Origin of the sequence: Variovorax soli NBRC 106424, from assembly GCF_001591385.1 — a bacterium.
GTDB lineage: Bacteria > Pseudomonadota > Gammaproteobacteria > Burkholderiales > Burkholderiaceae_C > Variovorax > Variovorax soli.
The window spans coordinates 1-12680 of record NZ_BCUU01000065.1; the positions used below are offsets into that span (position 1 = coordinate 1).

Sequence of the window (12680 nt, forward strand, 5' to 3'; positions counted from 1 at the left end):
ATCGAGCGGCGCGTGCGCCACCTCGGCGGCCAGCACCGCTTCGCCGCGCCGCCGGGCGGCGGCACCGGCACGCTGCTGGTCGTGCGCATTCCCCTGTCGTCCCACGCCACCTAGGAGTTGTCATCATGAAGCAAGCGCTTGTCGTCGAAGACCTCGCCGAGGTGCGGGACTGGCTGGCCGACATCGCGCAGGCAGTGTTCCCGGGCATCGAGGTGACCGCCGTGGGGCGCGTCGACGAAGCCTTGGCCCAGGCCGGCAGCGGCGCGTTCGACGTGGCCCTGGTCGACCTCGGGCTGCCCGACGGCAGCGGCATCGACGTGGTGCGCACGCTGCATCGCCAGCAGCCGCAGTGCCTGGCGGTGGTGGTGACCATCTACGACGACGACGAGCACCTGTTCCCGGCGCTGCAGGCCGGCGCCTTCGGCTATCTGTTGAAAGACCAGCCGCGCGAGGCGCTGGAGGCGCAGCTGCTGCGCATGGCCAGCGGCGAGCCGCCCCTGTCGCCGCCCATCGCCCGCCGCGTGCTGGCCTTCTTCGGCCAGAACGCCGCCGCACTGGCGCCGCCGCTCCCGTCTGCACAGCAGCCCGCGGTGGAAGAAGAAGAGAAAGTGCGCCTGACCGAGCAGGAAACCGTGGTGCTGCAGCGCGTGGCCAAGGGCTACACGCTGCCCGAGATCGCGCAGCAGCTGGGGCTCTCGCGCCACACCATCGCCGAGCATGTGAAGCACATCTACCGCAAGCTCGACGTGTCCTCGCGCGCCGAGGCCGCGCTCGAGGCGGCGCGCCGCGGGCTGGTCAAGTAGCAGAAGGCAGCACAACCGGAAACCCTCGAGCCCTGGCGCCCCGGCCGCGCCGCTCAGGCGCCCGCATCCCGCGCAATCTCCGCCATCAACAGCCGCGCCAGCTCCTTCTTGCGCGCCGGCGGCAGCCGCGGGCTGATGGCGCCGAAGCTGATGGCCGCCAGCGTGCTGGCCGACGCGGCAAAGGTGCAGCCCACGCCCGACACGCCCACCGTGAGCGTGTCCACGATGTCGGCATGCCCCGCGGCGCGGGTGCGCCGCACGGCCTGGCGCAGGCGTTCGCGGGTGAAGCCGGCCTGCGCGTATTCGTCCACATGGCGCTCGTGGATGCGTTCGATCTCAGCGTCCGACAGCGCCGCCATCAGCGCCAGCCCGCCCGCGCCCAGGCCCAGCAGCCGGCGCCCGCCCACGTCGGTGGTGAACACCTTCACCGGAAAGTGCCCTTCCTCGCGGTGCAGGCACAGGCAGTAGTCGCCCTGGCGGATGACGAGGAACACGGTGTCGCCCGACATGCGCGCCAGCTTCTGCATCAGCGGCCGGCATGAATCGACCAGCGGCACGCGGCGCATCGACGCAAAGCCCAGCTGCATGGCGTCCACGCCGAGGCGGTAGGCCTTGGTGGCCGGGTCGCGCTCGGCAAAGCGCTCTTCCGCCAGGCACGAGAGCAGGCGGTGCGCGGTGGAGCGCTCGAGGCCCGAGACCTCCATCACTTCGGTGAGCTTGATGCCGTCTTCATGGCGCTCGGCCAGCAGGCGCAGCAGCTGAAGCGAGCGGCGCAGGCTCTGGGCGCCGGCGGTCTCCGGAGGTTTGTCCATATTGTGGGAAAAAATGCTTTCCGTGTTTGTGATGCAGGAAAGCCCGAGTCTAGACTGGCTTGGCGACCCGTGCCGATACCGGCGCCACCCAATCCGGAGACACCCCACCCATGCCCTACGACACCCTTGCCATCGAAGACCACGGTCCGGTGCGCCGCATCCTGCTGGCGCGCCCCGAACAGCGCAACGCGCAGAGCCAGCAGATGCTCGACGAGCTGATGGCGGCGCTGGACGACGCGCAGCGCGACGACGCCGTCCGCGTGGTGGTGCTGGGCGGCCGGGGCGCGCACTTCTCGGCCGGGCACGACCTCAAGCAGGCGCAGGCCGAGCGCGCCAACTTCACGGTGGAGGAGCGCTGGGCTTATGAAGAGCTGCGCTACTTCGACTACTCGCTGCGCATCTGGGACTTTCCCAAGCCCACCATCGCGCAGGTGCAGGGCGCCTGCGTGGCGGGCGGCTTCATGATCGCCAACATGTGCGACCTGGTGGTCGCGGGCGAATCGGCCTTCTTCTCCGATCCGGTGGGCCACACGCTGGGCGCGGCCGCCACCGAAGTGCTGATCCACCCCTGGGTGATGGGCGCGCGCAAGGCCAAGGAGATGCTGTTCACCGGCGGCAAGATCGATGCGCGCGAAGCACAGGCCATCGGCATGGTCAACCGCGTGGTGGCCGACGAAGAGCTGCCCGACGCGGCGCTGGCCATGGCGCAGCAGATCGCCAAGGCGCCGCCTTTCGGCCTGCGGCTCATCAAGCGCTCCATCAACCGCAGCCTCGACGCGCAGGGCCTGCGCACCGCGCTGCAGGCGCACTTCGACACACACCAGCTCTCGCACCTGAGCGAAGGCTTTCTCACGGCGCGCGACCGGGGCCTGGCCTCGGCCATCCAGAAGAACACCAACGTGAAGACGGAGAAGGCCGCCTGATGCTTGCCCCTTCCTTGACAACACCCAGCGCGCACCGCCTGGAGCCGCTGCTCAACCCGCGCTCCATCGCCATCGTGGGCGCCAGCAGCAACCCGGCGCGCATCGGCGGCATGCCCATCGCGCATCTCACCAAGTTCGGCTACCAGGGGCGCATCTACCCCGTGAACCCGAAGTACCCCGAAGTGTTTGCGCTGCGCTGCTGGCCCGACATCGAATCGCTGCCCGAGGCGCCCGACTTGGTGGTGCTGGCCATTGCCGCCGCCGAGGTGGAGCCGATGCTGCGCCGCTGCCATGCCAAGGGCGTGCGCGCGGTCATCGTCTATGCGGCCGGCTTTGCCGAGGCCGGCGCCGAAGGCACCGCGCTGCAGGATGCGCTGGAGGCCTTCGTCGCCACCACCGACATGGTGGTGGCCGGCCCCAACCTGATGGGCTTTGCCAATCTCAACAGCCAGGTGCACACCAGCTTCGCGTCGGTGTTCAACACCTCGCCCATGCAGGCGGGCCGCGGCAGCGTGAGCCTGCTGACCCAGAGCGGCAACGTGTGCGCGGCGGTGTACGCCATTGCGCGCCGGCTGGGCGTGGACTTCAGCCACTTCATCAACACCGGCAACGAAGCCTGCGTGGACTTTGCGCAGTACCTCGACTACCTGGCGCAGGACGAGGGCACCGAGGTGTGCATCGGCTACATCGAAGAACTGCGCGACGGGCCGCGCTTCATGTGTGCCGCTGCCGAGTTCGCGCGCCGGGGCAAGCTGCTCATCGCCTACAAGGCCGGCGAGACCGAGAAGGGCTCGGAAGCAGTGCGCTCGCACACCTCCGCGCTGGCGGGCGACCAGGCCATCTACCAGGCCGCGTTCCGCCAGCTCGACATCATCCAGAGCAACGACTTCGTGCAGATGGGCCAGCTCGCGCACCTGGCGGGCTTTCGCCAGCGCAGCGCCGGCAAGCGCGTGGCCATCATCACCATCTCGGGCGCGCTGGGGGCCATCCTGGCCGACAAGTTCATCGGCGCGGGGCTGGACGTGCCCACGCTGCCGCAGGCGCTGCAGGACACGCTGCGCGCCGGCATCCCCGACTACGGCATGGTGTCCAACCCCGTCGACGTGACCGGCAACGTGGTGAACGACCCCGGCTTCGTGCGCAAGGCCATGGAGGCGCTGGCGCTCAGCGACGCGATCGACGCGGTGGTGGTCTACGCGCCGGGCTACATGCTCGACCGCATGGCCGACGACCTGTGCGCCGTGGCGGCAGCGCATTCGCGGCTGTTCGTGGCCATCGACACTGGGGCGGCCAAGACTCGCGAGCAGTTGCGCACCGGCGGCGTGCCGGTGTTCGAGGACATCGGCGTGGCGGTCTCGGCGCTCTCGCCCTTCCTCTTGTGGCAGGAGCGGCGCCGCCACAACCGGTGGCTGTCGCTGCGCGAGACGGTGGCGGTGCAGCGCGCATCGCTGCCGCCCGTGCCAGCCGACGAATACCGCACCAAGCTGCTGCTGGCGCAGCACGGCGTGCCCGCGGTGGCCGAGCGCGTGGCCACGAGCGCGGACGAAGCCGTCGACGCCGCACAGGCCCTGGGCTTTCCGGTGGTGCTGAAGGTGCTGTCGGCCGACATTGCCCACAAGACGGAAGCCGGCGGCGTGAAGCTGCGCCTGGCGGATGCGGATGCGGTGCGCGCCGCCTTCGGCGAGATCCTGGCGAACGCGCGCCGCTACGACCCTGCCGCCCGCATCGAGGGCGTGCTGGTCGGCAAGATGGAATCGGGCGTGGCCGAGCTCATCATGGGCGCTACGCGCGACCCGGTGTTCGGCATGACGCTCACCGTGGGCCTGGGCGGCGTACTGACCGAGTTGTACAAGGACGTGAGCCACCGCGTGCTGCCGGTGGACGAGGCCATGGCCGGCGAGATGCTGCGCGAGCTCAAGGCCTATCCGCTGCTGGACGGCTACCGCGGCCGCCCGTGCGGCGACGTCGAGGGCGCCGCCCAGGCCATTGCCGCCTTCTCGCGCGCCGTGCTGGCGCTGCAGGAGCAGGTCGACGAGGTCGAGGTGAACCCCCTGCTCGTCAAGGAAGCCGGCCAGGGCGTGTGCATGCTCGACGCGCTGCTGCTGCCCGCCCGCCCCGCCGGGAAGCCGGCGCACTGAAGAATCGAACACCCCACCCGAAGATAGAAAGAAGGAGACAAAGCATGTTGTTCAAGAAGCTCATGGCCAGTGCCATGGTGGCCGCGGCCGCGCTGCTGTGCGCCACGGCGCATGCCGACACCTATCCCGCCAAGCCGGTGACCATCGTCGTGCCCTTCTCGCCCGGCGGCGCCACCGACATCATGGCGCGCACCCTGGCCGAGCGCATGGGCAAGCGCCTGGGCCAGCCCGTCATCGTCGAGAACAAGCCCGGCGCCGGCACCATGATCGCGTCCGACCACGTGGCCAAGGCCGTGCCGGACGGCCACACGCTGCTGCTGGCGGCCTCGTCGCTGGGCATTGCGCCTGCCCTCTACAGCAAGGTCAACTACGACCCCATCAAGGACTTCACGCCCATCTCGCTGGTGGCTTCGGTGGTGCACGTGCTGGAAGTGCATCCGAGCATTCCGGCGAAGAACGTGGCGGAGCTGATCGCCTGGATCAAGGCGAACCCGGGCAAGGCCAACTACGGCTCGGTGGGCGCGGGCACGTCCACCCACCTGGAGTCGGAGCTGTTCAACACCATGGCCGGCGTGAAGATGCAGCACGTGCCGTACAAGGGCAGCGCGCCGGCGCTGATGGACCTGGTGGGCGGCAACCTGCAGGTGATGTTCGACGCCTATGCCTCGTCGGGCCCCTTCATCAAGGACGGCAAGGTGCGCCTGCTGGCGGTGACCACGGCGCAGCGCTCCAGGCTGCTGCCCGATGTGCCCACCGTGGCCGAGTCCGGCCTGCCGGGCTACGAGGCCATGCCCTGGCTGGGCTTCGTGGCGCCGGCCGGCACGCCTGCGCCTGTCGTCAACAAGCTGCACGCAGAGCTGATGGAAGTGCTCAAGGAACCCGAGGTGCAGGACAAGTTCCGCTCGCTGGGCCTGGACATCATCGGCAACAGCCCCAAGGAGTTCGGCGAGTTCCTGAAGAAGGACATCGTCAAGTGGGCCAAGGTGGTCAAGGACTCCGGCGCCAAGGCCGACTGAAGTGAAACCACCCCGTCCCTCGCGCACTTCGTGTCGCTCGACCACGCGCTGCGGCCGGAGGCCTTGCCCTTCGCGCTGTCCAAGGCTGCGCAGGCAGCCTTGGAGCCGCAGCGCTCAGCCCCTCGAGGGGCGCACCCGGCGGCCCGGCAAAGCCGGTTCCGCGGGTGCCCTGGCATCGGAGCGCGCCGGTTTCATGCGTCGCGGGTGCCGCGAACGCGAAATGGATAACTGAAATGACGCATCGATTCGACCCGAGGATTTCGACTGTATGAACGTGGGCTATTCCCGTGAGGACGAAGACTTTCGCGCCACCGTGCGCGACTGGTTCGAGACGCACTTTCCCCGCTTCAAGGCCCAATGGCCCACCAGGCCCGACCCCAACGAGCTGGGCTGGCGCCGCGCCTGGGAAGACCATGTCTGCCAGGCCGGCTGGTCGGGCCTGGGCTGGCCGCAGGCGTACGGCGGCAAGGCCTGGCCGCTCACGCGCCAGGCCATCTTCCATGAAGAGCAGGCCCGCATCGGTGCGCCGCTGGGCGTGAACATCATCGGGCACGGCATCCTCGCGCCCACGCTGATCCACTTTGCCAGCGAGGCCCAGAAGCAGCGCTACCTGCCCGGCATCCTGAGCAACCGCGAGATCTGGTGCCAGGGCTATTCGGAGCCCGGCGCCGGCTCCGACCTGGCGTCGCTCGCCACGCGCGCCGAGCGGCGCGGCGACCACTATGTGCTGAACGGCCACAAGATCTGGACCTCGTTCGCGCACATCGCCGACTACTGCTTCGTGCTCGCCCGCACCGACCCGGCCGCGCAGCGCCACAAGGGCATCAGCTTCCTGCTGGTGGACATGAAGAGCCCCGGCGTGCGCGTGGCCCCCATCCGCCAGATCACGGGCGAGGCCGACTTCAACGAGGTGTTCTTCGAGGACGTGCGCGTGCCGCTCGATGCGCTGGTGGGCGAGGAGAACGGCGGCTGGCGCCTGGCCATGGCGGCCGCCAGTTTCGAGCGAGGCACCTACTTCATCCCCCGGCAGGTGCGCTTTGCGCAGGAGATCGAAGCGCTCAAGCGCCTGGCGGCCGAGACGCCGCATGCCGAGGGCGGCAGCGCACTGCAGGATCCGCACACGCGGCGGGACATCGCCCGGCTGGCGGTGGACAGCCACGTGCTCAAGCTCAAGAGCTGGCGCGCCCTCACCCATGCGATGCGTGGCGGCCCGCCCGGGCCGGAGGGCTCGTCCACCAAGCTGCACTGGAGCGAGTCGCACCAGAAGCTGATGAACATGGCCGTCGAGATGATGGGCGAGCGCGCCCTGGCCGGCCCCGCGCCGGGCGGCGCCGACCCCCAGGCCGCCGGCTGGATGCGCGACTACCTGTGGACGCGCGCCGAGACCATCCTGGCCGGCACCTCCGAAGTGCAGCGCAACATCCTGGCCGAGCAGATGCTGGGCCTGCCCAAGAACTGATCCGTTATCGCTCTCCCTCCCATGGATTTCGCATTGAACGAAGAGCAGCGCATGCTGCAGGAATCGGCACGCCGGTTCTTCGCCGACCACCATCCGCCCAGCCGCGCGCGCCGCGCCCTGCCCTGGCGCGATCCAGCGCAGCAGCGGCTGTGGCGCGAGATGGCGCAGATGGGCTGGATGTCCCTGCTGGTGCCCGAGTCCCACGACGGCCTGGGACTCGGCGTGGTCGAGGCCAGCCTGATCGCGGAAGAAGCGGGCCGGCAATTGCTGAACCTGCCCTGGGGCGGCAGCGCCGTGCTGCTGCCGCTGTGGCTTGCGGCTGCCACTGGTGCGGCGGCCGCCGTGCTGCGCGACGCCGTCGACGCAGCCATGGCAGGCGAACGCGCCCTGCACTGCGTGGCCGAAGGCGATGCCCGCTGGGACCACGCGCAGCAGTGCAGCGACATCGTCGCCGTACGGGGCTGGCACAACGCAAGCGTGCCGCTGCAGATCGCGCTGTGCGGCGCCGAAGCGCTGCCTGCCGACACCGAGTCGCTGGACCCGACGGTGCTGCAGGCACCGGCTGCACCAGCCGCAGCGCTGGCATGGCACGCGCTGGACATCGGCCCGCAAGCGCGAGAGAAGGCACGCGCCGCGCACCGCCTCATGCTCGCGGCCGAGCTGGTCGGCGTGGCGCAGGCCGCCTTGGACCTGGCCTGTGCCTATGCCAGGGAGCGCGTGCAGTTCGGCAAGCCCATCGGCAGCTACCAGGCCATCAAGCACCAGCTGGCCGATGCGTGGATGGGCGTGGACAACGCGCGGCTGGCGGTTCTCTACGCAAGCGCCGCGCTGGACGGCGCCCTGCCCGACGCGTGCTTTGCCTGCGCCGCGGCCGAGTACACGGCCATCGAGGGTGCACTGCGCTCCACCCGCAGCGCCATCCAGGTGCACGGCGGCATGGGCTTCACCTGGGAACACGATGCGCACCTGTACCTCAAGCGCGCGCAGCGGCTGGGCACGCGGCTGGGCGGTGCGTCGGGCGCGATTGCGCGAGTGGAGGCGCTGGCGTTGGCGGGCTGATGCCAAGCCGTGAAGGGGGCGCCGGATCACCGCATCCGGGCCCAGCAGGGGCAAACCCTAGGCTCTCGTGTTGACGGAATGTCTTGATCTCATGGAAGACTCTGCGCCGCAAACAAACCGGTGAGGAGAAGTTCATGAGGAGTTCGGCCCGCATCGCACTCGCCGGGATGGCGTGCATGCTTGCTTTGTCGGCGTTGGTTTCATGTGGGGGTGGGGGCGGAGGTGGAGGCGGCGGTTCTTCTGCCGGCCCGGTCACCGCGCAGCTGCCCGCACGCGAGGCGCTCATTGCGCGTGCCCGCAGCCTGGAGCTCGATACGCCGTACGTCCCTCCGCCCGGGGATGTGCTGGAGCACAACACGGCCGGCTATGCCAAGACGGTGTGCTCCAACGTCTTCATCACCGGCATGAGCCCCGAGGCGGCTGCCGAGTTCACCGGGTACTTCACCGGACCTTATGCGCAGCGCAGCCAGGTCGGCACGCCGGTGGTGGACCGGGCCAAGGCCGAAGTGCGTATCGGCATGGCCAACGGCAAGACCCTGACCGCACGCTACCTGGGTTCGCAAGGCTGCGTCACGCTGGCACCGGGCGCGACGGACGTGTTCTTCACGCCGCAGGCCGTGACGAGCACCCTGCCCGATCCTGCCACGCAAGCCTGGCCGATGGGCGACGTCCTGCCGGCCGATCCAGGCGTCGGTTTTGACGCTGCGTTGGTCGACCAGGCTGTTGCCGCGGCCTTCGAGCAGCCGCAGGCCTACACGACGGCCTTCGTCGTGACCCACAAGGGCCGCATCGTCGGCGAGCGCTACATGCCCGGCGTCACGCCCGCCACGCCGCTGCAGTCCTGGTCGATGGGAAAGAGCGTCACGGCCACGCTCATGGGGGTGCTGGTCCGGCAGGGCGTCTACACGCTCGACCAGCCCGCGCCCATTCCCGAATGGCAAGGCGCCGGCGACAAGCGCAAGGAGATCCGCATCGCGGACCTGCTGCAGATGTCCAGCGGGCTGCGCATCAAGGCACCCGACGATCCCGACTTCGACCCCAATGGCACCTACCCCGACCACATCTACTACTACACGGGGCGCATCAATGCCTTCAACTATGCGGCCACGCGGCCGCAGCAGTGGCCGCCCGGCACGGTGGGGCGCTACCGCAACACCGATCCGGTCCTGGTCAACTACCTGATCCGCCTCGCGGTGGAGCAGCGCGGCGGCAGCTACCTGTCGTTTCCGCAACGCGAGCTGTTCGACAAGATCGGCATACGCTCGATGACCATCGAGACCGACCCCTACGGCAACTTCCTCACGCAGGGCTACGACTTCATGTCGGCACGCGACTGGGCGCGCCTTGGCAACCTCTATCTGCAAGACGGGGTGTGGAACGGCGAGCGCATCCTGCCCGAAGGCTTCGTCAAGTTCGTCAGCACGGTGGCACCCGCATGGGCGGCGGACAAGCGCTCCATCTACGGCGGTTTCTTCTGGCTCAACGGCATGGGGCAATGGCCGGTGCCGGCGTCGGCCTACTACATGCTGGGCGCGGGCGGCCAGGTGGTGGTCATCGTTCCTTCGCACGACCTGGTCGTGGTGCGCCTGGGCTATGACAAGGGCGAGGCGCTGTCGACGGCGGGCGTTCGCAAGGCGCTGTCGCTCCTGTTGCAAGCCGTGCCGCCGTCCCGATAGCCGACGGCGCCCCTGGCCGGCGCCCGATCGACAATACTCGCATCCCCGCAACAACTCCCCGCCCCGCAAGAAAATGGAAAGCGAAGTCGATCCCAAGGTCCTGGCCGTCATCGAGGAAAAGCGCCTGTCCGGGCCGCGGCTCAGCCCGGTCGACATCATCTCGAAGATGGGCGTGCTCGACGCGCGCGAAAAACCCTTCGAATACGCCTGGCTGGCCTCGGGCGACAGCGTCATCGCCGCCCTGTGGGGCGAGTACGTGAGCGTCGGCGCCAACGGCCGCTGGTTCTATCTGGAGTCGCTCAATGCCGAGGTCCGCGGCGGCGGCGAGGCGCGCAGTGCCGGCCAGGTCCAGCGCGCGGAATACCGCCTGGCCCTGCTCAAGCGCGCCTTCGACGCGGGACAACCCTTCCGCGTGGTGCTGCAGACCAACCGGATGGCCATCCAGGAGGCCGAGTCGAACAAGAACGCCAAGATCTCGACCCGGGTGCGCGACGACGAGGAGTGGCATGTGGCCGCCTGGCTGCCCGACACCCAGGTGGCGGTGCTGGTGCGCGGCCCCCGCGGCTGGGAGCCCTCGGCAGACGAACTCAAGGCGGCGCGGCGCTCGCATGCCACGTCGCCGTCGGGCGCTGCCACCGGCGGCCAGGCAACCGCAGTCACCGGCAGCGATGCCGACATCGACGCGGCCGCCAAGGCCTATGTGCTGAAGCACTTCTCCAGCTACGGCTACCAGGCCGAAGACCTGTCCAGCCAAGAGCTGGGCTACGACGTCGAAGTGAAAGACAAGAAGGGCGCCACGCTGCTGCGGGTGTGCGTACGCGGCGCGTCGGTGGGCACGCCCGGCCGCGTGCTGACGGCGGCCGAGAACGGCAGCGCCAAGCGCGAGAAGCTCTGGCGGCTCATTGTCGTGGCCGACCCGCTCAGCGGCGCGGCGCAGCACAGGATCTACAAGCCGGGCGAAATTCCGCAGGAATTTCTCGGCGCCTAGGGCACGAGCGGGCGGGCGCCACGCCCGGCCGGCAATGGCTTGCCGCCGCTTGCGGGGCCGATTACAGCGCCTTGACCAGTTCCGGCACCGCCGTGAACAGGTCCGCTTCCAGGCCGTAGTCGGCCACGCTGAAGATGGGCGCTTCCGGGTCCTTGTTGATCGCCACGATCACCTTCGAATCCTTCATGCCCGCCAGGTGCTGAATCGCACCCGAGATGCCGGCTGCGATGTACAGCTGCGGCGCCACGATCTTGCCCGTCTGGCCCACCTGCAGGTCGTTGGGGGCGTAGCCCGCATCCACCGCGGCGCGGCTGGCGCCCAGGCCGGCGTTCAGCTTGTCCGCCAGCGGCGCCATCACTTCCTGGAACTTCTCGGCGCTGCCCAGGGCCCGGCCACCGGAGACGATGATCTTGGCCGCCGTCAGTTCGGGGCGTGCGCTCTTGGTCACTTCACGGCCCACGAAGCTGCTCTTGCCGCTGTCGGCCACGCCTTGGGCGTTCTCGATGGCGGCGCTGCCGCCTTCCTTCGCGGCTGCATCGAAGCCGGTGGTGCGCACGGTGATCACCTTGGTCGCATCGGCGCTTTGCACCGTGGCGATGGCGTTGCCCGCGTAGATCGGGCGCTCGAAGGTGTCGGGGGAGACGACCTTGGTGATGTCGCTGATCTGGGCGACATCGAGCTTGGCCGCCACGCGCGGAGCGACGTTCTTGCCGTTGGCGGTGGCCGGGAACAGGATGTGGCTGTAGTTGGAGGCAATGGCCAGCACCTGCGCCGCGACGTTCTCGGCCAGGTTGTCGGTGAGGGCCGCGCTGTCGGCGGCGATCACCTTGGCAACGCCGGCGATCTTGGCGGCAGCTGCTGCGGCTTCGGCGGCCCCATGGGAGTTCGCGCCAGCCACCAGCACGTGCACATCGCCCGACTGGCAGGCGATGCCCGCGGTGACGGTGTTCAGCGTCGCCGGCTTGACGGTGGCGTGGTCGTGTTCGGCAATGACGAGGACGGTCATTTGTTCGGTCTCCCTCTTCCTTAGATCACTTTGGCTTCGTTCTTGAGCTTGTCCACCAGGGTGGCCACATCAGGCACCTTGATGCCGGCACCGCGCTTCGGGGGCTCGCTCACCTTGAGCGTCTTCAGGCGAGGCGCCACGTCCACACCCAGGTCGGCCGGCGACACCGTGTCCAGCTGCTTCTTCTTGGCCTTCATGATGTTGGGCAGCGTCACGTAGCGCGGCTCGTTCAGGCGCAGGTCGGTGGTGATGACTGCGGGCAGGCTCAGGGCAATGGTCTCCAGGCCGCCGTCCACTTCGCGGGTGACCGTGGCCTTGTCACCGGCGATCTCCACCTTGGAGGCGAAGGTGGCCTGCGGCAGGTCGGCCAGCGCGGCGAGCATCTGGCCGGTCTGGTTGGCGTCGTCGTCGATGGCCTGCTTGCCCAGGATCACCAGCTGAGGCTGTTCCTTGTCCACCAGCGCCTTGAGCAGCTTGGCCACGGCCAGGGGCTGCAGCTCTTCGGTGGTCTCCACCAGGATGCCGCGGTCGGCGCCGATGGCCATGGCGGTGCGCAGGGTTTCCTGGCACTTGGCCTCGCCGCAGGAGACGGCGATGATTTCCGTGACCACGCCCTTCTCCTTCAGGCGCACCGCTTCTTCGACGGCAATCTCGTCGAAGGGGTTCATGCTCATCTTGACGTTGGCGATGTCCACGCCCGTGCCGTCACTCTTGACCTGCACCTTCACGTTCGCGTCCACCACGCGCTTGACGGCGACCAATACCTTCATGACAGGACTCCTCGATTGCTTTCTTGCTTG

At 69.0% G+C, this 12680-nt stretch carries 11 protein-coding genes; 8 read left to right on the plus strand and 3 right to left on the minus strand.

The window, feature by feature from the left end:
* Positions 1 to 125 precede the first annotated feature (125 nt).
* On the plus strand, positions 126 to 803 hold the full coding sequence (locus tag VSO01S_RS17850; protein ID WP_068644163.1) for a response regulator transcription factor: 678 nt from the start codon (positions 126 to 128) through the stop codon (positions 801 to 803).
* A 53-nt stretch (positions 804 to 856) separates the two neighbouring features.
* On the opposite strand, the gene VSO01S_RS17855 is transcribed toward VSO01S_RS17850, so the two are convergent.
* Complete coding sequence (locus VSO01S_RS17855) at positions 857 to 1615, minus strand: IclR family transcriptional regulator (RefSeq protein ID WP_068644164.1); 759 nt, start codon at positions 1613 to 1615, stop codon at positions 857 to 859.
* A gap of 110 nt (positions 1616 to 1725) precedes the next feature.
* On the opposite strand from VSO01S_RS17855, the gene VSO01S_RS17860 reads away from it, so the two are divergent.
* From VSO01S_RS17860 to VSO01S_RS17890, 7 genes are all read left to right on the plus strand, one after another.
* Positions 1726 to 2538 carry an enoyl-CoA hydratase gene (locus VSO01S_RS17860; protein ID WP_068644165.1) on the plus strand — a complete coding sequence of 271 codons (813 nt, stop codon included), beginning with the start codon at positions 1726 to 1728 and terminating at the stop codon, positions 2536 to 2538.
* 14 nt (positions 2539 to 2552) lie between these two features.
* Positions 2553 to 4676, plus strand: a complete 2124-nt coding sequence (locus tag VSO01S_RS17865) for an acetate--CoA ligase family protein (RefSeq protein WP_245684244.1) — start codon at positions 2553 to 2555, stop codon at positions 4674 to 4676.
* Between the two features lie 47 nt (positions 4677 to 4723).
* Complete coding sequence (locus VSO01S_RS17870) at positions 4724 to 5692, plus strand: tripartite tricarboxylate transporter substrate binding protein (RefSeq protein WP_068644187.1); 969 nt, start codon at positions 4724 to 4726, stop codon at positions 5690 to 5692.
* Positions 5693 to 5960: 268 nt separating this feature from the next.
* On the plus strand, positions 5961 to 7151 hold the full coding sequence (locus VSO01S_RS17875; RefSeq protein ID WP_068644167.1) for an acyl-CoA dehydrogenase family protein: 1191 nt from the start codon (positions 5961 to 5963) through the stop codon (positions 7149 to 7151).
* Between the two features lie 21 nt (positions 7152 to 7172).
* Positions 7173 to 8210 (plus strand): acyl-CoA dehydrogenase family protein, encoded by a 1038-nt coding sequence (locus VSO01S_RS17880; RefSeq protein ID WP_068644168.1) that lies wholly within the window; start codon positions 7173 to 7175, stop codon positions 8208 to 8210.
* A gap of 176 nt (positions 8211 to 8386) precedes the next feature.
* Complete coding sequence (locus VSO01S_RS17885; protein ID WP_245684245.1) at positions 8387 to 9886, plus strand: serine hydrolase domain-containing protein; 1500 nt, start codon at positions 8387 to 8389, stop codon at positions 9884 to 9886.
* A 73-nt stretch (positions 9887 to 9959) separates the two neighbouring features.
* On the plus strand, positions 9960 to 10874 hold the full coding sequence (locus VSO01S_RS17890) for a hypothetical protein (protein WP_068644170.1): 915 nt from the start codon (positions 9960 to 9962) through the stop codon (positions 10872 to 10874).
* Between the two features lie 61 nt (positions 10875 to 10935).
* Here the strand turns inward: VSO01S_RS17890 and VSO01S_RS17895 are convergent, their stop codons facing one another.
* Positions 10936 to 11880 (minus strand): electron transfer flavoprotein subunit alpha/FixB family protein, encoded by a 945-nt coding sequence (locus tag VSO01S_RS17895; RefSeq protein ID WP_068644171.1) that lies wholly within the window; start codon positions 11878 to 11880, stop codon positions 10936 to 10938.
* A gap of 20 nt (positions 11881 to 11900) precedes the next feature.
* Positions 11901 to 12650, minus strand: a complete 750-nt coding sequence (locus tag VSO01S_RS17900; protein WP_068644172.1) for an electron transfer flavoprotein subunit beta/FixA family protein — start codon at positions 12648 to 12650, stop codon at positions 11901 to 11903.
* Positions 12651 to 12680 lie beyond the last annotated feature (30 nt).